Annotated in this window: 18 protein-coding genes and 1 pseudogene; 8 read left to right on the top strand and 11 right to left on the bottom strand. The window is 72.0% G+C overall.

Annotated features, from left to right (window positions below; translation table 11 throughout):
* Positions 1-409 precede the first annotated feature (409 nt).
* A complete protein-coding gene (locus QF032_RS17210) occupies positions 410-1,204 on the top strand; it encodes a TetR family transcriptional regulator (protein WP_307050143.1) in 795 nt (264 codons plus the stop codon).
* A gap of 99 nt (positions 1,205-1,303) precedes the next feature.
* Here the strand turns inward: QF032_RS17210 and QF032_RS17205 are convergent, their stop codons facing one another.
* Complete coding sequence (locus QF032_RS17205; RefSeq protein WP_307043712.1) at positions 1,304-2,368, bottom strand: helix-turn-helix transcriptional regulator; 1,065 nt, start codon at positions 2,366-2,368, stop codon at positions 1,304-1,306.
* A 223-nt stretch (positions 2,369-2,591) separates the two neighbouring features.
* Here QF032_RS17205 and QF032_RS17200 point away from each other — a divergent pair, with 223 nt between their 5' ends.
* From QF032_RS17200 to QF032_RS17180, 5 genes are all read left to right on the top strand, one after another.
* The gene (locus QF032_RS17200; RefSeq protein WP_307050141.1) at positions 2,592-4,049 is read left to right on the top strand and encodes an MFS transporter; all 1,458 of its coding nucleotides are present in this window, start codon (positions 2,592-2,594) and stop codon (positions 4,047-4,049) included.
* A gap of 294 nt (positions 4,050-4,343) precedes the next feature.
* Complete coding sequence (locus QF032_RS17195; protein ID WP_307043711.1) at positions 4,344-5,105, top strand: DeoR/GlpR family DNA-binding transcription regulator; 762 nt, start codon at positions 4,344-4,346, stop codon at positions 5,103-5,105.
* 140 nt (positions 5,106-5,245) lie between these two features.
* On the top strand, positions 5,246-6,193 hold the full coding sequence (gene pfkB, locus QF032_RS17190) for a 1-phosphofructokinase (RefSeq protein ID WP_307060290.1): 948 nt from the start codon (positions 5,246-5,248) through the stop codon (positions 6,191-6,193).
* Positions 6,194-6,488: 295 nt separating this feature from the next.
* Positions 6,489-8,675 carry a PTS fructose transporter subunit IIABC gene (locus QF032_RS17185; RefSeq protein ID WP_307056450.1) on the top strand — a complete coding sequence of 729 codons (2,187 nt, stop codon included), beginning with the start codon at positions 6,489-6,491 and terminating at the stop codon, positions 8,673-8,675.
* Positions 8,676-8,833: 158 nt separating this feature from the next.
* The gene (locus tag QF032_RS17180; protein WP_307043707.1) at positions 8,834-9,115 is read left to right on the top strand and encodes a hypothetical protein; all 282 of its coding nucleotides are present in this window, start codon (positions 8,834-8,836) and stop codon (positions 9,113-9,115) included.
* A 43-nt stretch (positions 9,116-9,158) separates the two neighbouring features.
* Here the strand turns inward: QF032_RS17180 and QF032_RS17175 are convergent, their stop codons facing one another.
* From QF032_RS17175 to QF032_RS17160, 4 genes are all read right to left on the bottom strand, one after another.
* Positions 9,159-9,905 carry a DUF6227 family protein gene (locus tag QF032_RS17175; protein ID WP_307056448.1) on the bottom strand — a complete coding sequence of 249 codons (747 nt, stop codon included), beginning with the start codon at positions 9,903-9,905 and terminating at the stop codon, positions 9,159-9,161.
* 166 nt (positions 9,906-10,071) lie between these two features.
* On the bottom strand, positions 10,072-11,301 hold the full coding sequence (locus QF032_RS17170; protein WP_307056446.1) for a L,D-transpeptidase: 1,230 nt from the start codon (positions 11,299-11,301) through the stop codon (positions 10,072-10,074).
* A gap of 295 nt (positions 11,302-11,596) precedes the next feature.
* Positions 11,597-12,685 (bottom strand): P1 family peptidase, encoded by a 1,089-nt coding sequence (locus QF032_RS17165; protein ID WP_307056445.1) that lies wholly within the window; start codon positions 12,683-12,685, stop codon positions 11,597-11,599.
* 229 nt (positions 12,686-12,914) lie between these two features.
* Positions 12,915-14,267, bottom strand: a complete 1,353-nt coding sequence (locus QF032_RS17160; protein ID WP_307056443.1) for a low temperature requirement protein A — start codon at positions 14,265-14,267, stop codon at positions 12,915-12,917.
* 140 nt (positions 14,268-14,407) lie between these two features.
* On the opposite strand from QF032_RS17160, the gene QF032_RS17155 reads away from it, so the two are divergent.
* Positions 14,408-14,590 (top strand): hypothetical protein, encoded by a 183-nt coding sequence (locus QF032_RS17155; RefSeq protein WP_107443508.1) that lies wholly within the window; start codon positions 14,408-14,410, stop codon positions 14,588-14,590.
* Positions 14,591-14,642: 52 nt separating this feature from the next.
* On the opposite strand, the gene QF032_RS17150 is transcribed toward QF032_RS17155, so the two are convergent.
* From QF032_RS17150 to QF032_RS17125, 6 genes are all read right to left on the bottom strand, one after another.
* Positions 14,643-15,062, bottom strand: a complete 420-nt coding sequence (locus QF032_RS17150; protein WP_373430474.1) for a large conductance mechanosensitive channel protein MscL — start codon at positions 15,060-15,062, stop codon at positions 14,643-14,645.
* A 156-nt stretch (positions 15,063-15,218) separates the two neighbouring features.
* Positions 15,219-15,758: an RcpC/CpaB family pilus assembly protein gene (locus tag QF032_RS17145; RefSeq protein ID WP_307043692.1), complete on the bottom strand. Its 540-nt coding sequence runs from the start codon at positions 15,756-15,758 to the stop codon at positions 15,219-15,221.
* A 442-nt stretch (positions 15,759-16,200) separates the two neighbouring features.
* Positions 16,201-17,043: an S-methyl-5'-thioadenosine phosphorylase gene (locus QF032_RS17140; RefSeq protein ID WP_307056441.1), complete on the bottom strand. Its 843-nt coding sequence runs from the start codon at positions 17,041-17,043 to the stop codon at positions 16,201-16,203.
* A gap of 85 nt (positions 17,044-17,128) precedes the next feature.
* Positions 17,129-17,455, bottom strand: coding sequence for an FmdB family zinc ribbon protein (locus QF032_RS17135; protein WP_306951593.1), 327 nt, complete (start codon positions 17,453-17,455; stop codon positions 17,129-17,131).
* 67 nt (positions 17,456-17,522) lie between these two features.
* Positions 17,523-18,815 carry an MFS transporter gene (locus QF032_RS17130; protein WP_307043690.1) on the bottom strand — a complete coding sequence of 431 codons (1,293 nt, stop codon included), beginning with the start codon at positions 18,813-18,815 and terminating at the stop codon, positions 17,523-17,525.
* A gap of 269 nt (positions 18,816-19,084) precedes the next feature.
* Positions 19,085-20,584, bottom strand: coding sequence for a potassium/proton antiporter (locus QF032_RS17125; RefSeq protein ID WP_307060288.1), 1,500 nt, complete (start codon positions 20,582-20,584; stop codon positions 19,085-19,087).
* A 276-nt stretch (positions 20,585-20,860) separates the two neighbouring features.
* Here QF032_RS17125 and QF032_RS17120 point away from each other — a divergent pair.
* Positions 20,861-23,648, top strand: a pseudogene (locus tag QF032_RS17120) (penicillin acylase family protein).
* Positions 23,649-23,664: the final 16 nt, after the last annotated feature.

Below are 23,664 nucleotides of genomic sequence, written 5' to 3'. Positions count from 1 at the left end.
AACGCCGCTTCAATCGACGGAAGCGGGGAAAAAGACTTCTGAGCACGGGAGTTCGGGCCGACCGGACCTTGTAGCTCTTCCCGAGAACTTCGCACTACGCGAGTGAGCCACGTCCCGACGCACATCCCCCCGGTGCCGGGACTGTCCAGAGCCGGGCTCCGGTGCCTCTCCCCCCAGGCGCCGGAGCCCGGCTCCTTTTCGACGTGCGGGTGTTGCGAGCGCACACGGCCGGCCTTCGAATGCTCCGCACGCGGGCACGTCAAGAGGCGGGGCACCCCGTACCTGAACCACGGGGTGGCCCGCCCGAATGGCAGATTGTGCCACATGGGCATAGCCTGCCGACGTGATCAGCTCGACCCCCTCCGCCGGCTCGGCTTCGCTGACCGAGCGGCGCAAAGCGGCGACCCGGATGGAGATTGCCCGGGCGGCGGCCGGCCTTTTCGTCAGCCGGGGTCTGAAGGCGACCCGCGCCGAGGACATCGCCCAGGCCGCGGGCATCGCCCCGCGCACGTTCTACCGGTACTTCGCCACGAAGGAGGAGGCGGTCGCCCCCCTCTACTCGGCGGGCGCCGAGCGCTGGGCAAAGGCGCTGCGCGAGGCCCCGGCCGAACTGCCGGTGCCGCAGGCTCTCGAACACGCCGTGCTGCACACCCTCGTCACCGGCCGTGGAGTCTCGGCGGCCTCCTGGGAATGGGTGCGCACGCTGATCCGGCTGGCCGGCGCGAGCCCCGCCCTCGGGAAGGTGTGGGCGGAGGTCTGCCACACCTCGGAGACCACGATCGCGGAGGTGCTGGCCGAACGGGCGGCGGCCACCGAGGGCCGGACGTCCTCCCCGCCGGCCGCGCCCTCGGCCGCCACGGAAGCCGCCGACGTCCCTGCCACGCCCGGCACTTCGGACGAGGCCGGTGCTTTCGCGGGGGCCGGGACTGCGGATGGAGCCGCCGCCGCTGCTGCTGCCGACGCCTCCGATCCGCTCGAGGGCCCCGAGGTGTCCGGCGCCCCCGCCTCCGACGCGACTCCCGCCTCCCCGCGTCAGCGCTTCACCGCCGCCGTGGCCAGTGCCGCCGTCCGGGTCGCGGTGGAGAGCTGGGCGGCGACCGACGCCGCGCCGACCGGCTCGCAGGGCCCGGCCGAGCTGGCGCTGCACAACCTGCGGGCTCTGCACGGGTTCGGGTGGGAAGCGACACCGGCGAAGCGGGCGTGACGCCGGGGCGCGGCGGACGTAACGCAGGGACCGGGCTCACCGCCCGGGGCCCGCTTCACCGCCTGGGGCCCGCCGGGCCCGCCTCACCCCCGCCCCGGATCACCGCCCCGGGCCCGGGACGGTGATCCGGGGCCTGTCCGCTTCCGCGTCGTTCAGCGGCCCTGCGCTTGCCGCCCGGCCCAGGCGCCCGCTCAACTCCCGTGCACAGTCCACCAGTTCCTGTGGCTCCCGGACCGAGAACTCGTACCCCAGCATGGCGATCCGGACCGCCACCCACTCCACCGGATCGCTCGTGGTCCCCCGCAGCCGGCATCGGGGCGCGCCGCCCTCCTCCCCGTCTCCCGGCTCGGACGGGTCCGCCGCGACCGACGCGCTCAGCCAGGACGGCAGCCGGGACGCCACCAGCTCGGCGGGCGCGTCGACGGTGACGTCGTACGCGTACTCGTCCGTGTCGGGGCGTCGTTGGATGGACTGCCGGAGGTATTCCGCCGCACTGCCCGTCGGCAGCTCGCGCGGCGCGAAGCGGGAGCCGGTCGCGAAGGGGTCCCGGACCCGGTCGACGCGGAAGGTCCGCCAGTCCTGGCGGTCGAGGTCGTACGCCACGAGGTACCAGCGCCGGCCCGTCGACACCAGCCGGTAGGGCTCGGTCAGCCGCCGCGACTCCGTGCCGTCCTTCGCGCGGTAGGCGAACCGCAGCCGCTCATGCCCGGCGACCGTCGAGGCCATGACGGTCAGCGTCTCGGGTGCGATGCTCGCGCCGTCCCCGCTGGTCAGCGGCGTGGTCGCGGCCTGGAGGGTGGAGACGCGGTGGCGCAGCCTGGCCGGCAGCACCTGTTCCAGTTTGGCGAGGGCCCGTACGGAGGCCTCGTCGACGCCCTCCAGTGCGTGGCCCGCGCCGGCCCGCAGGCCGACGGCGATCGCCACGGCCTCCTCGTCGTCGAGCACGAGCGGCGGCATCGCCTTGCCCGCGACCAGCCGGTATCCGCCGTCCGAGCCCTTGCTGGCCTCGACGGGATATCCGAGTTCGCGCAGCCGGTCGATGTCCCGCCGGACCGTGCGCCGGGAGACCCCGAGGCGGTCCGAGAGCTCGCCGCCGGGCCATTCACGGGGCGTCTGGAGGATGGAGAGGAGTTGCAGCAGCCGAGCCGGAGTGTCCGTCGTCATGCTTCGAGAATGCCGCACCACTAGGACACGATCTGACCTATTGCGGTCCTACAGTCACACCATGAACGACACGGACACCTCCACCGGGAACGAGAACGAGGCCGCGCCCGCCGCTCGGGCCACCGACGCCGGGACCGCAGCCACGGCATCGGGCGCATCGGGCGCGACGGATGCATCGGACGCACCGGGCGACCGTCGCCGCTGGTTCGCGCTGGCGATCGTGATGACCGCGGCTTTCATGGACCTCGTCGACGTCACCATCGTCAACATCGCGATCCCCTCCATCCGGGAGGACGCGGGCGCGTCCTGGAGCCAGATCCAGTGGATCACCGCCGGTTATGCGCTCGCCTTCGCCGCGGGGCTCATCACGGGCGGCCGGCTCGGCGACATCCACGGCCGCAAGCGGCTGTTCCTCATCGGCATCGGCGGCTTCACCGTCGCCTCCGCGCTGTGCGGTTTCGCGGTGAACCCGGACATGCTGGTCGCCTCCCGCATCCTGCAGGGCGGCATGGCGGCGATGATGGTCCCGCAGGTGCTGTCGATCGTGCACGCCACCTTCCCGGCGCACGAGCGGGGGAAGGTGTTCGGGCTCTTCGGCGCGATCGTGGGGCTGGGAGCGGTCTCCGGTCCGCTGCTCGGCGCGCTGCTGACGGAGTGGAACCTGTTCGGGCTGGAGTGGCGGCCGATCTTCCTGATCAACCTGCCGGTCGGCATCGCGGGACTGATCCTCGGCAGCCGGTTCATCACGGAGTCCAAGGCCCCGAAGGCGCTGAAGCTGGACCTGGTGGGCGTCGTCCTGGTGACCCTCGGTCTGCTCATGCTCCTCTACCCGCTCACCCGCGGCCGTGAGCTGGGCTGGCCGGCGTGGGGCTTCGTCTCGATGGCGGGCGCGCTGGGAGTCTTCGCCGCGCTGGTCGCCTACGAGCGGCGCAAGGGCGCGCGGGACGGCTCGCCGCTGATCGAGCTCTCCCTCTTCCGGGTGCGGAGCTTCGCGGCGGGCGTCGCCGTGCAGACGGTCTTCGGGATCGGCCTCGGCGTCTTCTTCCTGGTGTGGACGCTGTACATGCAGACCGGCCTCGGCTGGAGTCCGCTGAAGGCCGGGCTGACCGGTGTCCCGTTCTCGATCTCAGTGTCGGTGGCCGCCGGGATGTCCGTGCAGAAGCTGACTCCGCGCTTCGGACGCAAGGTGCTCCAGGCGGGCGCCCTGACGATGACCGTCGGTGTGCTCCTCTACATCTGGGAGTCCGAGCGCTACGGCCTCGGCATCGCACCCTGGCAGATGGCGCTGCCGCTGGTCGTGATGGGTGCGGGCATGGGCCTGATCTTCGCCCCGCTGACCGACGCGGTGCTGTCGGAGGTGCCGCGCGAGCACGCCGGCTCGGCGTCGGGACTCATCAACACCGTGCAGCAGATGGGCAACGCGCTCGGTCTCGGACTGGTCGCGGTGGTCTTCTTCGGTGAGATCGGCGACCGGCTGGCCCCGGCCGAGGTCGGCCCCACCTTCGTGAACGCCTTCCAGCACGCGCTGGGCTGGGTGGCGCTGGTGATGTTCGGGATCTTCCTGCTGATGTTCGCTCTGCCGAAGCGGTCCGCGCAGCACATGGAGGGCGCCGAGGACTTCCCGGAGGTGACCTCCTTCGAGGGGCCGGAGCGGGAGAAGGAAGGCGCGTTCGCCGGCTGAGCCGCTGGTCGCGCGTTCCCGGCGAGGGGTCCGTCACCGCAACGGTGACGGGCCCCTTCTCCGTGCCGGGACCCTCGCGGCGCGGGATCGGAGCGACACCGGAGGCAGCGGCGCGGGATCGGAGCGACACCGGAGGCAGTCGTGTCCGTTCATGCCCGAATCACGCCCGAACCTGTTTACTTCTCGGCCATCCGGGCGTAGTCTCCGGGGCGAAACCACAACTTCGGGCACAAAGCACCTCGAGCACACAGCACTTCGGGCACAAAGCACGGTAGCGGTCGGAGGGGAACGGACATGTACGCACCGGAGCGGCAGCAGGAGATCCTGCGGCTCGCCCGCGACGCCGGCCGGGTGGACGTCCTGTCGCTCGCCGAGGAGTTCCAGGTCACCGCGGAGACGATCCGCCGGGACCTGAAGGCCCTCGACCGCGCCGGCCTGGTGCGCCGCGTCCACGGCGGTGCCATACCGGTCGGACGCCTCGACTTCGAGCCGGACCTCGCCGAACGCGAGGGCACCTCGATCGACGAGAAGGACCGCATCGCCAAGGCGGCCCTCGCCGAACTGCCGGCCGAGGGCACGATGATCCTCGACGCCGGCACGACGGTGGCCCGTCTGGCCGCGGCTCTGCCGCTGGAGGCCGAACTCACCGTCGTCACCCACAGCCTGCCCATCGCGGCCCGCCTCGCGGACCACCCCGGGATGCAGCTCCATCTCATCGGGGGGCGCGTACGGCACCGCACGCGCGCCGCCGTGGACGCCTGGGCGCTGCGCGCGTACGGCGAGATCCGCGCCGACGTCCTGTTCGTCGCCGCCAACGGCTTCTCCGCCGAGCACGGGCTGACCACCCCCGACCTCGCCGAGGCCGCGGTGAAGAGGGCGGCCGTCGCGGCCGCACGCCGCGTGGTGCTGCTCGCCGACTCCTCCAAGCACGGCCAGGAGCACTTCGCCCGCTTCGGCGACCTGAGCGACGTGGACCTGCTGATCACCGACAGCGGGCTCAGCGACGACGACACGGCCGCCGTCGAGCGCGGCGGCACGGAAGTGATACGAGCATGAGCGGCGGCAACGGCGGCATCGGCACCAACGGCAGCAACGGCAGCAACGGCAGTATCGGCACCAGCGCGTCCCACGGCGCCGACGCCGGCGGCGCCGACGGCGTGAGCGGCGGGACCGGTGCCGTCGCGAACGGTGCGGGCGTGATCCTCACCGTCACCCCCAACCCCTCCCTCGACCGTACCTACGAGGTTCCCGCCCTGGACCGCGGCGAGGTCATCCGTGCCACCGGTGAGCGGATGGACCCGGGCGGCAAGGGCGTGAACGTGTCGCGCGCGGTGGCCGCCACCGGGCGGCGCACGGTCGCCGTGCTGCCCCTGGGCGGCGCACCGGGCGCGCTCGTCGCCGAACTGCTCGACGCGCAGGGCATCGAGGTCGCGCCGGTCCCGGTCGCCGGAGCCACCCGCTCGAACATCGCCCTCGCCGAGTCGGACGGCGTCCTGACGAAGATCAACGCGCCCGGTCCGGAGCTGTCCGCCGAGGAACAGGAACGGCTCCTGGAGACGGTGCGCGAGCAGTCGCGCGGCGCGGACTGGATCGCGTGCTGCGGAAGCCTGCCCCGCGGGCTCACGCCCTCCTGGTACGCCGAGGTGGTCGCACGGGCGCACGCCGGAGGCGCGCGCATCGCGCTGGACACCTCGGGGCGTGCGCTGCTCGAGGCGCTGCGCGAGCGGCCCGACGTCGTCAAGCCGAACGCCGAGGAGCTGGCGGAGGCCGTCGGACGCCCCCTGACGACCGTCGGCGACGCGGTGAAGGCGGCCGAGGAACTGCGCGGAATGGGCGCCCTCGCCGTGCTCGCCAGCCTGGGCGCCGACGGGCAGCTGCTCGTGGAGGACGCCGGCACCTGGTTCGCGAGCGCCCGCGTGGACGTCGTACGCAGCAACGTCGGAGCGGGCGACTCCTCCCTCGCCGGCTTCCTCGTCGCCGGCGGCACCGGCCCGGCGGCGCTCGCCTCCGCCGTCGCGCACGGCGCGGCCGCCGTCCAGCTGCCCGGCAGCGTGATGCCGACCCCGTCCGACCTGGACCCGGCGGCGGTGACGGTCACGGCACAGGTGCCGGTGGACCGTCGCCTCGAGGAGCCGGTGTCATGACGACGACTCACGCGCGTCCCGCGGCGCCCGGCGGACCGGCCCGTGAACGGCGAGACGCCCCGTCTCCCGCCGCCCCCTACGGCCGGCAGGGCATCCTGAGCCGCCCTGCCGACCAGGGGAAGCAGGACCCGAGCCCTCCTGCGACCCCCCGGAGGCGGGGCTTCCCCGGCCCCGCCTCCGACCTCCCCCGACCGCCCGACGCATTCCACCGAACCCCCGCCTCCACCCGCCTCCCCGTCCCCCCTCCCGCCCACCACACCACGCCCCGGGCGATACGCGTGCGAAGGAGCCCGCGATGAGCGACATGATCACCGCGGATCTGGTCGATCTCGACCTGTCCGCCGAAACGAAGGAAGCGGCGGCGCGGTCACTCGCCGAGCGCATGGTCGCCCTCGGCCGGGTGACCGACATCGAGGGCTTCCTCACCGACGTGGCCGCCCGCGAGGCCCAGATGCCGACCGGTCTTGACGGCGGCATCGGCATCCCGCACTGCCGCAGCGCCCACGTCACCGAGCCGACCCTCGCCTTCGGCCGCAGCGCGGCGGGCGTCGACTTCGGCGCCGCGGACGGCCCCGCCGACCTGATCTTCCTCATCGCCGCCCCCGCCGGCGCCGACGACGCCCACCTGACGATCCTGTCGTCCCTGGCCCGTCAGCTGATGAACAACGAGTTCACCGACGCGTTGCGCGCGGCGGGCGACCCGGTGGCCACGGCGGCCCTGATCCGCGGTGAGCAGGCCCCGGGGGCCACGTCGTCCGAGACCCCCGAGACGGCGGAGACCTCCACGGCCCCCGCAGCCGAGGCCGCAGCCCCCGTTGGCGAGGCAGCAGCCCCCCTTGGCGAGGCAGCAGCCCCCGTTGGCGAGGCCGCAGGCGCCTCCGCAGACTCCGTGCCGGCGTCGGCGGCGGCCTCCGCCGACGCCGGCACGGCTCCCGTCGCGGACCCGGCCGCCCCCGCTCCGGCGAGCGATCGCCCCTTCCGGATCGTCGCCGTCACCTCCTGCCCCACCGGCATCGCCCACACCTACATGGCGGCGGAGTCCCTGGAGAACGCGGGGCGTGACGCGGGCGTCGAACTGGTCGTCGAGACGCAGGGCTCGGCCGGGTTCACTCGACTCGACCCGGTGGTCATCGCCGAGGCGGACGGCGTGATCTTCGCCCACGACGTGCCCGTACGGGAGAAGGAACGGTTCGCCGGCAAGCCGACCGTCGACGTCGGCGTGAAGGCCGGCATCAACAAGCCCGCCCAGCTGATCGCCGACGTGCGCGGCAAGGCCGAGCGCGGCGAGGTCACGGCGAGCGCCAAGGGCGGCACGCCCGTCGAGCGGGCCGGCGAGTCCGGCGACGGCTACGGCACCAAGCTGCGCAAGTGGCTGATGACCGGTGTCAGTTACATGGTCCCGTTCGTCGCCGCGGGCGGTCTGCTGATCGCTCTGGGCTTCGCGATCGGCGGCTGGGAGATCAACAAGGCGCCGTCGGTCATGGAGCATTTCTCCTGGACCCAGGTCGACAGCTGGGGTGCCCTGCTGTTCCAGATCGGCGGGGTCGCCTTCGGCTTCCTCATCCCGGTCCTCGCCGGTTACATCGCCTACGGCATGGCCGACCGCCCCGGACTCGTCCCCGGCTTCGTCGGCGGAATGATCGCCTCCAACATCGCGGCCGGCTTCCTCGGCGGCCTGGTCGCCGGTCTGCTGGCGGGCGGGGTCGTCCTCGCGATCCAGCGCGTCAGGATTCCGCCGGTGCTGCGCGGCATCATGCCGGTGGTGGTGATCCCGCTGATCTCCTCGCTGGTCGTCGGCTTCCTGATGTTCGTGGTGGTCGGCAAGCCCATCGCCGAGGCCCAGAAGGGCATGACGGACTGGCTGGCCGGGCTGTCCGGCACCAACGCCGTCCTGCTGGGCGTGCTGCTCGGCCTGATGATGTGCTTCGACCTCGGCGGCCCCGTCAACAAGGTCGCGTACGCCTTCGCCACGGCCGGCATCGCCGTCCAGGCCCCCAGTGACTCGGCGATGAAGGTCATGGCCGCCGTGATGGCGGCGGGCATGGTCCCGCCGCTGGGCATGGCGCTCGCGACCGTCGTCCGCAAGAAGCTCTTCACGCCGACCGAACGCGAGAACGGCAAGGCGGCCTGGGTGCTGGGCGCGTCCTTCATCTCCGAGGGCGCGATCCCGTTCGCCGCCGCCGACCCGCTGCGCGTCATCCCCGCGTCGATGGCGGGCGGCGCGGTCACCGGCGCCCTGTCGATGGCCTTCGGCGCCACCCTGCGAGCCCCGCACGGCGGCATCTTCGTGGTCCCCCTGATCGGCAGCCCGTTCCTGTACCTGCTCGCCGTCGCGGCAGGCGTGTGCGTGACGACGGCCGTCGTCGTCGTCCTCAAGGGCCTGCGCAAGCCGCTCACCGACGCGGAACCGACGGAACCCCGGACGACGGAAGAGGCCGCGGCCACATCAGAGCCGAAGCCGAAGCACCCGGTGGCCGCATAATCTCCGAGACCTGAACCCGCGGCCCCGGCTTCGGGCCTGCGGCCCCGGCCCCGCCCGTCTCCCTATGGGGCGAGCGCGAATATCCGCCGTTGTGCGTGACCTGCGAGATTCGTCACGGTCCGGGGCCGGGCTCCCGGGCCGTGGTGTGTACTGGCGGTATGCCCGTGCATCTCACGCCCGCACAGTTGACGGCCCTGACCGTTCTCGCCGCGGCGTCCGTCGTCTGGCTGCTCGTCCTGACCCGGGTCCTGCGCCGTATGCGGGCACGCGCCGCCGCTCACGCCGCACTGCGCGCCGTTCCGGTCATCCCCGCTCATCCCGCGCTTCCCGTCCTGCGGAGTCGGGAGCGGACCGGGCCCCACCGGGAGACCGTCGAACTGACCGTGGCGGAGGAGGACGCGTTCGCGGGCCTCGTGCGCCGGCTCGGCGACGGACGCTGATCCCGGCACGCCGGCCGGACGCTTCCGCTCCCGAGCCCGCTCCTCAGGAGACCTGGGCCGCCCGGCGCTCCATCGCGTCGCGTGCAGCGTCCTCCGACGCGTACACCTCGCACATGTGACGACCGTCGGGCGTGGCCGTGTGCTCGACCTCCCACAGGGAGATCTCCCGGCCGTCGCGCAGCAGGAAGGCGTGCTCGTAGAGCGAGTAGCCGAGGCCGATCCGGCCCGCACGGCAAGGACGCCCGAAAGCCTGGGTGATCTGGTGCGCGAACGCCGACTTCAACAGCGCGGTCGTGTCCGCGCCGGGCTGATCGGCGTTCTCCGCGCGGCGTAGCAGTCTGCGCGCGTGGTCCGCCGAGTCGTCCGGCACGTACATGTGCCGGGGCGCGGGCACCGGCGACAGCTGTACCAGCACCGGCAGTTCGAAGTCCGGCGTGTCCGACGGCAGGGGCAGCCGGGCGGTGGCGGCGCGCAGCTCCTCCTCGTCGACGTACACCTCGTGCTGCGGCTCGCTGCCCGGCGCGGTGTTGTGCACCAGCTCCCACAGTGTGAGCGCGCAGCCGTCGGCCAGCAGCCAGGTGTGCCGGTAGGTCTCCCGGTGCAGACCCGCGCTGTGGTGCGCCGAGTGCAGGGAACTGTCGTGGGCCAGCGCGCAGTCGAGCCGGCGCAGGGCCTCGTCGGGCAGTTCGAAGGAGTTCAGGGCGCGACCCAGCAGTCGCGCGAGGTGCTCCTCCGGAGACTCGGGCGACTCGGCTGGTTCGTACGCTGCAGTCTCGTACGGAACGCTCAAGGTTTCTCCCGGCGTTGCTGCATGTCACCTTGTGGGTGCATACCGTAGCCCCTCGGTCGGACATCATGTCCGGGAACCGAGAAAACGTACGTCGAGGAAAACGCTCGGGCCGCGCGATCGGTTCCCGCACGGCCCGACGTACCCTCAAAAACCGCCGGTCATACGGTCAGACCGCGCTTCCGGCCGTCCACTCGGCCCACGACAGGTTCCACCCGTTGAGCCCGTTGTCCGGGGCCACCGTCTTGTCGGGGGAGTTCTTGACGACCACCACGTCGCCGATCAGCGACTGGTCGTAGAACCACTTGGCGGGAGTGTCGCCCTGCGCGCCCTGGACGTCGGCGAGCCCCACGCACCCGTGGCTGGTACCGGTGCGGCCGAAGGGCGGATTGCCCTTCCTGTACCAGTAGTTGCCGTGAAGGAACGTGCCGGACGCGGTCAGCCGCATCGCGTGCGGGACATCCGGGATGTCGTACTCGGAGCCCAGGTTGACCGTCCGGCTGTTCATACGCGTCTGCGTGAACTTCTCGGAGATCACCATGCGGCCGTTGTACGTGGTGTGCTCGGCGTCGCCCGACGAGATCGGGACCGCCTTCAGCGTCCGGCCGTCCCGCACGACCGTCATGGTCTGCGTGTTCACGTCGACCGTGGAGACCTGCGAACGCCCGACCGTGAAGGTGACCGTCTTCTTCTGCACGCCGTGGAGACCGTTCGCGCCCTCCACCCCGTCCAGGTCGATCTTCATGGTGACCTTGGAGCCGGCCTTCCAGTACTCCTCGGGCCGGAAGTCCAGCCGCTGCGCGCTGAACCAGTGCCCCACCACCTGCTGTCCGCTGCTGGAGGTGACCGTGATGTGCGACTGCACGGCCTTCCTGTCGCCGATGGCCTTGTCGAAGGTGAACGACACCGGCATCCCCACGCCCACCGTCGTGCCGTTGTCCGGCGTGTACGTGCCGATGAAGCTGTCGGCCGAAGAGACCGTGGTGAAAATGGAGTTGGCGGCGGCCGTCCTGCCGCTGGAGTCCTTCGCGGTCGCGGATATCCGGTACTTCGTCCCGCGCTCCAGCTGCTCCTTCGGCTTCCAGCTGCCGCCGTCCGCCGACAGGACGCCCTCGACGGCCTGCCCGGACCCGGCCACCGTCATCCGCACCTTGGCGAGCCGGCCCGCGCTCACCTTCACCCCGGTGGTGTTGATCGACGCGCCCGTCGAGCCGTCCTGCGCCGAGATGACGATCTTCGCGGTGGACGTCCTGACGGAACCCGAGCCGTTCCTGCCGCCCTTGGCGTTGTCGTCCTCGGCGCTGGCGCTGCCCCCGCAGGCGGTCAGGGTCAGGGCGCCGACGATCAGGGCCGCACAGGCTCCCACTGTGCGCCGCGCTGCTTTGTCCGCCGTTGTCACGGGCTGCTCCGACTTCGTGTGAGGTGAGTGATCCGCTCCGGTATCCGATCCGGTACGTGGACAAGGAGGGAGCCGGCGGCCGACGGGGTTCCCCACCGGTCCCGGTTGACGCCGTCGCGTGACAGAACCCGGACAATCGCCTTCGCAGAGCCCGACACCGGTGACGATCACCCGTCCCGGAGCGCCCGACACCGGTGACGATCACCCGTGCGGGAGCGCCCGTTGCCGGTCCCGTACCGCTCCGCGGGCGACGGCCGCGTCCGCCCGGGGACGACCGCCCTTCCCGGGCGCGGGCTCACGAGCCGCCGGACGACTCCCCGGCCGGCTCCCCTGTCGGCGCCCCGGACGACTCGCCGGACAACTCGCCGTACAACTCCCGGTACGACGGCCAGGTCCCGCCCGGCACGTCCACCGACTCGGCGGCGCGCACGGCCCGCACGATCGCCCGCATCACCATGTCCGCGCCCGCCGCGAGCACGTCGTTCAGGGCGAGCGGGTTGCCGGGGTCGAGCGGACGCGCGCCCGTCGCCAGCGTGAAGACCGTGTCGCCGTCATGGAGCAGGTGCACCGGCCGCACGGCGCGCGCGATGCCGTCGTGCGCCGTCCCCGCCAGCTTCTGCGCCTGCGCCTTCGACAGGTCCGCGTCGGTGGCCACCACCGCGAGCGTCGTGTTGAGCGGCGCGGGGGCGTTCCTTGCCGCGCTCTCGGCCAGCCGGCGGCGCGCGGCCTCGTGCACCCGCGCCCGCGGGTAGGTCACGCGCCCCTGGAACAACTCCCCGTACAGAACCCCTGTCTCCGGATCCAGCACCGACCCCACGGCGTTGGCCACCACCAGCGCGGCCACCGTGATCCCCGACGCGAGGACGACGCCGGCGGTGCCCACCCCACCCTTCATCGCTCCGACGGCCGCGCCCGTGCCCGCGCCGACGCACCCCTGCGGCACCGGAGCCCCGGGCTCGCAGGCGGCGGCCGCCTCCACGGCCGCCCGGCCGGTGGCCGCGTCCGGGCGGGCCCGGAAGTCGCCGCCCCGGCCCAGGTCGAAGACGCAGGCGGCCGGCACCACCGGCACGACGTGCCGCGGGTCCGGGCCGACGGGGACCCCGCGGCCCCGCTCCTCCAGCCAGGCCATCACCCCGGACGCCGCGTCCAACCCGTAGGCGCTGCCGCCGGTCAGCACGATCGCCTCGACCCGCTGGACCAGGTTGCGTGGATCGAGGGCGTCGGTCTCCTTGGTGCCGGGACCGCCGCCGCGCACGTCGACGGCGGCCACGGCACCGCCCTCCGGCGCGAGGACGACCGTGACTCCGGTGAGCCAACCGTCGCCCGTCCGCGTGGCATGCCCCACCCGCAGGCCGGCGACGTCCGTCAGAGCGTCAACTGTCATGGGAGCAGTCTCACCCAGCACGCCGGCCTCCCGGCCGCATCCAGCTCTCCCGGCTGCACCCCGGCCTCCCGGCCGCACTCAGCTCTCCCGGCTGCACCCCGGCCTCCCGGCCGCATCCAGCTCTCCCGGCTGCACCCGACCTCCCGGCCGCACCCAGCTCTCCCGACTGCACCCCGACCTCCCGGCCGCACCCGGCTCTCCCGACTGCACGCCGGCCTTCCGGGTGCACTCAGCCCCCACGGCTCTCCGGCGCTTCCCGGCTCTCAGACGCCTCCGCGTCCTCCCCCGCCCCTGCGCCCTCCCTCGCGTCCGCGTCCTTCCCCGCCCCTGCGCCCTCCCTCGCGTCCGCGTCCTTCCCCGCCGTCCGGGCCTCCCGTGCCGGCGTGCGTGCCGTCAGTGTCGTCCCGGTCGCGACGGCCAGTGCCGCCACCAGACCGGCCGTCAGCACCGCCCACTCGCCCAGGAAGGTGCAGCAGATCACCAGCAACGCGGTGACGGGCAGTACCGACTGCTGGGCGGTGCCCACCTTGAAGTGCCGTGCGTGCAGGACCCAGACGGTCGCCAGGAACAGTGCCGTCGGCAGCGTCACGGCAGCCGACGCGGCCGTCGTCGAGAGGTGGGCCTCGCCGATCGCCTGCTCGACGGCGACCTCCAGACCCGCGCCGATCGCGGCGGCGGAGGCGAAGACGAAGTAGTGCCCGTACCCCCACAGGAACGCCTGCCCGCTGGTGCGCAGATGGCCGTGGATGGGCACCACGAAGTAGATCCACCAGGCGGCGAAGACGATCAGCAGCCCGCCCACCGCGATCGGCAGCAGCTCGCCCAGCGCGTCGTTCTCGTCGATGCCGGACTTCACCGCGACCGTGGCCGCCGCGATCGTCTCGCCCAGCACGATGATCGTGAACAGCCCGTACCGCTCCGCGATGTGATGCGGATGCCAGGACGTCGGCCGGTCCTTCTCGGCGTAGAGCGGCACGCACATCTCCACCACAGCCATCGCCAGGAACAGCCATGTCCTGCCGCCCTCGGGCAGGATCAGCAGCCCCAGCCAGCCGACCTGGCAGATCAGCACGCCGCCCGCGTAGCGCAGCGCGGCCGTCCGCTCCGCGCCCTCCGTCGACAGCGCCACGCGCAGCCACTGGGAGGACATGGCCACGCGCATGATGGCGTAACCCAGCCAGACGGCCAGGAACTCGTGGTCCTCGAACGCCCGGGACACCCCCGCGGCGAGCACCAGCACTCCGGCGATCTGCACCAGCGTGACGACGCGGTAGAGGACGTCGTCGTTGTCGTAGGCAGAGGCGAACCAGGTGAAGTTCATCCACGCCCACCAGATGGCGAAGAAGACCATCGCGTAGTCGAGGATTCCCTCGCCCGCGTGGGACCCCGCCACGGAGTGCACCAGTTGGACGCCCGCCTGGGCGACGGCGACCACGAAACAGAGATCGAAGAAGAGCTCCAGCGGCGAGGCCACCCGATGTGCCTCGTCCCTCCCGCGCGAGGTGAGCCTGCGCACCGGTCTCCTGCGGGTGGGGGTGGGGGCGCCGGAGGGAGTGGCCGGCGGAGTCGTACGGGACGTCATGGGCCCCAGCAGAGCAGATAGCGGCAGGAATGTCCTCTGCGCGAGTCACCCGCCGTCGGCCGTCGGCGGCCGTGCCGTGGAGTTCGCGACGGACGGCCCGGCCCCGGTGAGGCCGGCCGGCGTGGCCGTACTCTTGAGGCATGAGCAGCCCCTCCGCCTCCGAGCCGCGCGACCCGAAGACCGCGCTGAACTTCGACGACCCGCTGGACCGGCAGTCCTCGGACGACACCGACCAGGGGTGGGGCGAGCGCCCGGCCGCCGACGGCGACAGCGCCGCCGACCTCAGGCGCTTCCTCGACGAGAAGCCGCCCCACCACATCTGAGGCCGCACCGGCTGCCGGACGCCCTCTCGCGAGGCCCCCGGCAGCGCCGCCGCTACCGCTGGCTGTGGCCGTTGCCCCGCTGGGCGACCAGGGCGTCGCGGATCTCCTTGAGCACCTCCAGCTCGGTGACCTCGATGATCTCCCGCGTGCCCTCCTTGGCCTTCCTGCGGGCCTCGACCTTCGCCAGGTACTTCGCCATGGGCAGGACCATCAGGAAGTACACGACCGCCGCGGTGATCACGAACGTGAGGGTGGCGCCGAGGACGGACCCCCACAGGATCCGGACACCGGTCGCGCTGTCGCCCGTCCCGGTGCAGGGATCCTTGACGCAGGAGTAGTAGCTGTCCAGGTTCTTGGTGCCGATCGCTCCGACGACCGGGTTGATGATCCCCTTCACGATCGAGTTGACGATGTTCGTGAAGGCCGCGCCGATCACCACCGCGACGGCCAGGTCGACGACGTTGCCACGCATCAGGAAGGCTTTGAAACCCTGCAGGACGCCTGTCTTCTCTTCGCTCACCTCGGGGACACTCCTCGCATATACCGGTGGTGGAACAAACAGCTCCGCAACCTACGTCAACGCTCGGCATGCGTGTCCAACGAGGTCCCCCGAAGGGGCGGCTTGACGTCACCACAGGGTCACCGACAGCCGCGCGGCGGCGCTCGCGCCCGCCAGGCGCGCCGCGGTGGACCGGGGCACCGACAGTACGACCAGCGCGCCCGCGTCACTGCCCGGTCCAAGGTCCCCGACCGGGGCGGCCGGCGGCTCGGGCACCTTGGTCACGAGTGCTCCACGGGCGACCACCCGGGCCGTGCCGCCCCGCGCCGTCTGCTCGGCGGCGATGACGTCCACCCGGTCACCGGGGCGCAGCAGCCGGACGGCGGCGGCATCGGCGATCCGCACCGGGGCGGACACCTTCCGGGCGGCGTGCACGCTCGGGGAGGGGGCGTGCACCGCCGACCGTGCGCGGTCCGGCGGCCCGGTGCCGCTTCGCTCATCGGGGTGCCCGCGCACCGGATCGCCGATCCGCGGCCCGGCCGCGACCAGCGCGACGGCGGTGACGGCGAGACCGACCGCGAGGGCGCGCCTGCGGCCTCGGGCCGGCCGGCCCGCCGGACCCAGCCGGCATCGCCAGCCGCGGACGCGTACCGGAGGAAAGGGCGGCACCTCCCGGTTGGTGGGCGTCTCCGAACCCGGCGGTCGCGAGGACGCGGGGGACGGGGACGCGGACGGGGCCGGGGGCCGCGGCGGGAAGGGTGTCGAAGGGAAGAACGGGCGGCCGGGTGACGGATCCGAGGGGGAAGCCGCGGGACGGACGTGCCTGGCGGGAAACGGTGTGGAGGGCAGCGGAGGGGAGGGAGGCGTAAGGGACACGACGGGGGTCACCACCTGCGACGAGGGACGGGCTTGCACAGCCAGGATGGGCCTTCGCACCGCCCCTCGCCGGAGCCGGTGGACCATCCACGGATTGTGGACAACTCCCTCACCCGATCGAGGAGTTCCGCCGCCGCTCTGCCCCCTCCGGCCCCCTTACGGGCCCGTTCAGCGCCCGCCATGCCGCCGCCCCCGCCGGAACAGCAGCACCCGGCACCCCTCGGCGCACCCCCGCCTACGGCAGCGCGAACCCCGGGTTCATTCCGCCGAGCGCGCTCCCGCAGCGGCAGTCGCGGTCCTGCGTGGACGGCAGCACGGCCACCGCGTCGAACAGCACGCCCCGCAGCCGGTCCACGTTCGCCGCGAACACCCGCAGCACCTCCTCGTGGGAGACGCCCTCGCCGCTCTCGGCGCCCGCGTCCAGATCGGTGACCAGGGTCAACGTGGTGTAGCAGAGCTCGAGTTCACGGGCCAGCGCCGCTTCCGGGTGGCCCGTCATGCCCACCACCGACCAGCCCTGCGCCCGGTGCCACAACGATTCGGCACGGGTGGAGAACCTCGGCCCCTCGATCACGACGAGGGTTCCGCCGTCCACCGGTTCCCACTCGCGGCCGCGCGCCGCCTTGAGCGCCGCGGCCCGTCCGGCGGGGCAGTAGGGGTCGGCGAGCGACACGTGCACCACCTGGGGCACCGTGCCGTCGGGCAGCGGCAGGCCGTCGAAGTACGTCCCCGTCCGCGACTTGGTGCGGTCGACCAGCTGGTCGGGCACGAGGAGCGTGCCGGGCCCGTACTCGGGGCGCAGGCCGCCCACCGCGCACGGGCCGAGCACCTGACGCACCCCGACCGAGCGCAGCGCCCACAGGTTGGCCCGGTAGTTGATGCGGTGGGGCGGCAGGTGGTGGCCGCGTCCGTGCCGGGGCAGGAAGGCGACCCGCCGGCCGGCCACCTCGCCGAGGAAGAGGGAGTCGCTGGGCGGCCCGTAGGGGGTCTCCACCTGGAGCTCGGTCACGTCGTCCAGGAACGAGTAGAGACCGGAGCCCCCGATCACGCCGATCTCTGCGTTCGCCTTGTTCGCCATGCGTCGCACCCTAACCGCACGGGGAAACGCCGAGGACCCCGCCGTCGGACGGCGACAGGGTCCCGTGAGAAAGGCGAAAGGCGCCCTACGCGGCGGAGCTGCTCCCGGCGGAGGTGCCGCTGCTCGACGACTTGGAGTCCGAGGACGACGACGAGCTCGTGCTCGACGACTTCGTGTCGGAACCGGACGTCGCCGGCTTCGAGGACGACGACGCCGGCGAGCTGCTCGACGAGGAGCCGCGGCTGTCGTTGCGGTAGAAACCGGAGCCCTTGAAGACGATGCCGACGGCGGAGAACACCTTCTTGAGGCGGCCACCGCAGTCGGGGCACTCGGTCAGGGCGTCGTCGGTGAACTTCTGCACCGCCTCGAGGCCCTCGCCGCACTCGGTGCACTGGTACTGGTAGGTCGGCACTGTCTTCCTCCTGGCACTCTCACTCAGTGAGTGCTAACGACGGTCTATCTTGACGCATTCCCCGGGTTCAGTCCACTGTCACCGGCACGCGGTGACCGACGCCACGTGCGACGGTGCGTTCGCGGGGGCGCGTCGCGAGCCGCGGCCGCAGGGCCAGCAGGGTGACCAGGGCCAGCACCGTGCCGCCCATCGGGACCAGGAAACCGGAGCCGCCCCACAGGCGGTCCTCGAGCTGTCCGGCGATCGTGACGGCGGCCGCCTGGCCGAGCGCCACCGCGCCGGTCAGCCAGGTGAACGCCTCCGTGCGGGCGCCGGCCGGGACCAGGCCCTCGACCAGGGTGTAACCGGTGATCAGCGCGGGCGCGATGCACATGCCGACCAGCAGGCCGAGGCCCGCCAGCACGAGCACCGAGTGCGCCGCCCACAGCCCGGACGCGACGAGCGCCAGCGCGGCGTAGGCGACGACCAGGCGCCGCTGCGGCGCGGCCTTCCAGGCGACGGCGCCGCAGACCAGGCCGGAGAGCATGTTGCCCGCGGCGAAGGTGCCGTACAGCACGCCGTTGAGGCCGGGCTCGCCGATGGACTCGGTGAACGCGGCCAGTGAGACCTGCATGCCGCCGAAGACGGAGCCGATGCCCAGGAAGGTCACGATCAGCACCCGCACACCGGGGACGCGCAGGGCCGAGGAGTGCTCCACGCGCGCGTGCCCGGCGGCGGCGACCCGGGGCTGCGTGCTGCGCTGCGCGGCGAACAGCAGCCCGCCGAGCAGGGTCAGCGCGGCCTCGGTGAGCAGACCTGCGGCCGGGTGCACGGCGGTGCACAGGGCGGTCGCCAGCAGCGGGCCGAAGACGAAGGTGAGCTCGTCGGTGACGGACTCGAAGGCCGCCGCGGTGGTCATCAGGGGCGAGCCCTTCAGCCGCACGCCCCAGCGGGCCCGCACCATGGGGCCGACCTGGGGCACCGAGGCGCCCGTGGGCACGGCCGCCGCGAACACCGCCCACAGCGGCGCGTGGGCGAGGGCCAGGGTGGTGAGCGCGAGGCCCGACACGGTGTGCACGAGGACGCCGGGGACCAGCACGGCGCGCTGTCCGTAGCGGTCGGCGAGACGGCCGCTCCAGGGGGCGAACAGCGCCATGGAGACACCGGTGACGGCCGCGGCGGCGCCGGCCGCGCCGTAGGAGCCGGTGGTGTGCTGCACGAGCAGCACGATGGAGAGGGTGAGCATCGCGAACGGCTGGCGGGCGGCGAAGCCGGGCAGCAGGAACGTCCAGGCGCCGCGGGTGCGCAGCAGCTGCCCGTATCCCGGGCGGGCGGATGCCGACGAGTCCTTCGACGGCTCGGTGGTGACCGTGGATGCCACGGCCCGTGCCTTTCTGCCGCCTGGTAGCGCGCCCGTGCGGGGGCGCCGAGAGCTGTCCTCTTGCGCGTGCTGCGGTAGATGCCGGTCTCCGCTGCGAGGGGTGTCCCGGCCGCCATACGGTCGCGCCAGCTCTGCGTCAGGCAGAGTTGGTTCGATCAAAGTGCGCCTTCATCCTACAGGGATCAAGGGGTGCCTCACCTGTGAAAAGGAGCACCGCTGAGCCGGTCGCCCTCGGAATGTGGGGGGTGTGAACGGTGTGAAACGCGCATTTAACGGGTGTCGCCGCCGGTGCCCAGCCATCCGGCGAGCTTGCCGCCGTGCCCGACGGCGCGCAGCCGCTTCTCGGCCGCGTCGCGGACCGGGTCGGTGGCCACGACGAGGAGTTCGTCGCCGTGCCGCAGGACGGTCGCCGGCAGGGGCACGAACGACGTCCCGTCGCGTACGACGAGGGTGACGGCGGCCCCGGCCGGCAGGCGCAGTTCGTCGACCTCGACGCCGTGCATCTTCGACCCCTCGGGGATCGCCACCGACAGCAGGTGCCCGCGCAGCCGCTCCAGCGGAGCCGACTCGACGCCCAGGTCGGCGGCCTCGGAGTCGCCGCCCAGCCGCAGCGTGCGCGCCAGCCAGGGCAGGGTCGGCCCCTGGACCAGGGTGTAGACGACGACCAGGACGAAGACGATGTTGAAGATGCGGCGGCTGGCGTCGACGCCGTTCACCATGGGGATCGTCGCCAGGATGATGGGCACGGCGCCGCGCAGTCCCGCCCAGGACATCAGCGTCTGCTCCTGCCAGGGGACCCGGAACGGGGTCAGGCAGAGCACGACGCTGAGCGGGCGGGCGACCATGGTCAGCACCAGGCCGATGACCAGCGCGGGCAGCACGTCGTCCCCGAGCTCGTGCGGGGTGACCAGCAGGCCGAGCAGCACGAACATCCCGATCTGGGCGATCCAGCCGAGGCCGTCGGCGAACCCGCGCGTGGCGGGCCAGTGCGGCAGCTTGGCGTTGCCCATCACCATCGAGGCGAGGTACACGCCGAGGAAGCCGCTGCCGTGTGCCAGCGAGCCGGCCGCGTACGCGGTGACCGCGATCGCCATGACGGCGATCGGGTAGAGACCGGAGGCGGGCAGTGCCACGTGCCGAAGGCCCCAGGAGCCCAGCCAGCCGACCGCGAGGCCGATGGCGGCGCCGATCGCCAGCTCCAGCAGTATCTCGGCCAGAAGCAGGTACCAGTGCTCGACGGGGCCGGCCGTGGAGAAGGCGACGACCAGGATGACGACCGGGGCGTCGTTGAAGCCGGACTCGGCCTCCAGGGTGCCCGTCACGCGCGCGGGCAGGGGGATCTTGCGCAGGACGGAGAAGACCGCCGCCGCGTCCGTCGAGGACACCACCGCGCCGATGATCAGCGCCTGCCGCCATTCCAGCCCCGTCACGAAGTGCGCGGCCGTGGCCGTGACGCCGACGCTCACCGCGACCCCGGCCAGCGCCAGCGCCGTGGCGGAGGGCAGGACCGGCCGGATCTCCTTCCACTTCGTGCCCAGGCCGCCCTCGGCGAGGATCACGACCAGGGCGGCGTAGCCGATGACCTGGGTCAGTTCGGCGCTGTCGAAGTGGATGTCGCCGATGCCGTCCTGGCCCATGGCGATGCCGATCCCCAGGTAGACGAGCAGGCTGGGGAGCCCGCTGCGCGAGGAGATCCGGACCGCTGCGACGGCGACGAGCAGGACGAGGGAGCAGGCGAGCAGGAGCTGGTTGAGGTGGTGGACAGTCAGCGGCGGTTCCCTTCAGCGGCGCGCGCGCCTCGGGCACGGGCGCACATGTGCACTGGTCACATGGGACACGAAGCTGCGCGCCCCGAGCCCAGGTACTTCATTACCTTACCTAACTCTTGACGATTTCTTGACACTCCGCGACGTGAGATCGAACATCCTTCCGCGCCGGTACCCGACTCCGCGTCAAGTGGCGCGAACCCCTGCGCCTATGGTTGCTCCAGTGCTCATTCAAAGGACAGCCCGCCTGCCGCTCGCGTTAGGACAGCAAGGACAGCGATGCCCCCCAACACCACCGCCACATCGGGTGACAAGCCCGTCAAGTCCGGCAGGAAGAAGGGGCGCAAAGCCCGTTTGATCGTTCTTGTACTGGTGCTGGCGATCATCGGAGGCATCGCCTACGGCGCCTACTGGTCCATCAGCACGGTCCGCGCGTCTTTCCCGCAGACCACGGGTTCGATCACGCTCAAGGGTCTCTCCGGACCCGTGAGCGTCCAGCGGGACGGCTACGGCATCCCGCAGATCTACGCGGACTCCGACGCCGACCTGTTCATGGCGCAGGGGTACGTGCAGGCCCAGGACCGTTTCTACGAGATGGACGTCCGCCGGCACATGACCTCCGGGCGGTTGTCGGAGATGTTCGGCAAGAGCCAGATCGACAACGACGAGTTCCTGCGCACCCTGGGCTGGGACCGGATCGCCAAGAAGGAGTACGACAGCAAGCTGTCGGACTCGACCAAGAAGTACCTCCAGGCGTACGCCAAGGGCGTGAACGCCTACCTCGAGGGCAAGGACGGCGCGGACATCTCCCTGGAGTACGCGGCCCTGGGGTTCACCAACGACTACAAGCCCGCCGAGTGGACCCCGGTCGACTCGGTGTCCTGGCTGAAGGCGATGGCCTGGGACCTGCGCGGCAACATGCAGGACGAGATCGACCGCGCCCTGATGACCAGCCGCCTGGGCTCGCAGCAGATCGCCGAGCTGTACCCGGAGTACAACTACGAGACCCACCAGCCGATCGTCCAGGAAGGGCAGTACGACAAGCTGACCAAGACGTTCGAGCAGGGCGGCGGCGAGGGCGGCGGCTCCGGCGACAAGAGCGGCTCCGGCTCCGGCGACACGTCCGGCAGCGGCGACACGTCGGGCGGCTCGGGTTCGGCCCTGCAGAGCCAGCTCTCGGGCCTCTACGACGTCCTGGACGACCTGCCCACCGCCGTCGGCGTGAACGGCAACGGCATCGGTTCCAACAGCTGGGTCGTCGGCGGCGCGCACACGATCACCGGCAAGCCGCTGCTGGCCAACGACCCGCACCTGTCGGCGTCGCTGCCCTCCGTCTGGTACCAGATGGGCCTGCACTGCCGGAAGATCTCGAGCGCGTGCCAGTACGACGTCGCCGGCTACACCTTCGCGGGGATGCCCGGCGTGGTGATAGGCCACAACGCGGACATCTCCTGGGGCATGACCAACTCCGGCGTCGACGTCACCGACCTCTACCTGGAGAAGCTCTCCGGGGACGACGGCTACCAGTACGACGGCAAGGTGAAGCCGTTCGTCACGCGCGAGGAGACCATCAAGGTCGCCGGCGGCGACTCCAAGAAGATCGTCGTCCGGCAGACCGAGGACGGGATGCCCCTGCTGTCCGACCGTGACGACGAACTCGTCGACGTCGGCAAGCGGGCCAAGGTCGAGGGCGAGGCGCCCGACCGCGGCGACGGCTACGGCGTCGCCCTGAAGTGGACCGCGCTGGAAGAGGGCACCACCATGGACGCCGTCTTCGCCATGAACAAGGCGAAGGACTGGAACGACTTCCGCAAGGCGGCCGAGCTCTTCGACGTGCCCTCGCAGAACCTGGTCTACGCCGACACCAAGAACCACATCGGCTACCAGCTGCCCGGCAAGATCCCCACGCGCGCGAAGGGGGTCGACGGCTCGATCCCGGCGGAGGGCTGGGACTCCAAGTACCGGTGGCGGGGGTTCATCGAGTTCGACGAGCTGCCCTACGAGTACGACCCCGCGCGCGGGTACATCGTCACCGCCAACCAGGCCGTGATCGACAAGGACGAGTACCCCTACACGCTCACCACGGACTGGGGCTACGGCGCGCGCAGCCAGCGGATCACCGACCTGATCAAGGGCAAGATCAAGGGCGGCGGCAAGATCTCCACCGACGACATGCGCCAGATGCAGATGGACGACGACAGCCAGGTCGCGAAACTGCTGAGGCCCGTACCTGCTGAAGATCAACCTGAAGGACCCCGACGTCCGTGAGGCCCAGGACCTGCTGCAGGGCTGGGACTACAGCCAGGACCCCGACTCGGCGGCCGCCGCCTACTTCAACGCGGTCTGGCGCAACATCCTGAAGCTGGCCTTCGGCAACAAGCTGCCCAAGGAACTGCGCGTCGAGGGCCAGTGCCTGTGGGTCGACCCGGTCAACACCACCGGTCCCGTCGACGACACGGACAAGGTCCGCGAGTGCGGGCAGCGCGACGCCGACCAGGCCCAGCCGGACGGCGGCGACCGCTGGTTCGAGGTGGTGCGCAGGCTCGTGGACAAGAAGAACAGCCCGTGGTGGACGACGCCCGCCGTCGGCACCCGTCCCGAGGCCGTCAACGACCGGGACAAGCTGTTCGCGCGGGCCATGATCGACGCACGCTGGGAGCTGACCGCCAAGCTCGGCAAGGACATCGACACCTGGAGCTGGGGCCGGCTGCACCGCCTGTTCCTGAAGAACCAGACCCTGGGCACCAGCGGACCCGGCTTCCTGCAGTACATCCTCAACCGGGGCCCCTGGAAGCTCGGCGGCGGCGAGGCGACGGTCGACGCGACCGGCTGGAACGCGGCCGGCGGCTACGGCGTGGTGTGGGTGCCGTCGATGCGGATGGTGGTCAACCTCGACGACCTCGACAAGTCGAAGTGGATCAACCTCACCGGCGCCTCGGGGCACGCCTTCAGCGCCCACTACACCGACCAGACGGGCAAGTGGGCCGACGGCGAGCTGCTCGACTGGTCCTTCGACAAGAAGGCGGTCGACGGCAGCACGGTCGACACCCTGACGCTCGAACCCTGAGCGACTCGGCGGACGA

The sequence above is a fragment of the Streptomyces achromogenes genome, assembly GCF_030816715.1.
In the GTDB taxonomy this organism is placed as follows: Bacteria; Actinomycetota; Actinomycetes; order Streptomycetales; family Streptomycetaceae; genus Streptomyces; species Streptomyces achromogenes_A.
Note: the sequence above shows the minus strand (reverse complement) of the source record. Positions and strands in the feature narration are given on the sequence as shown.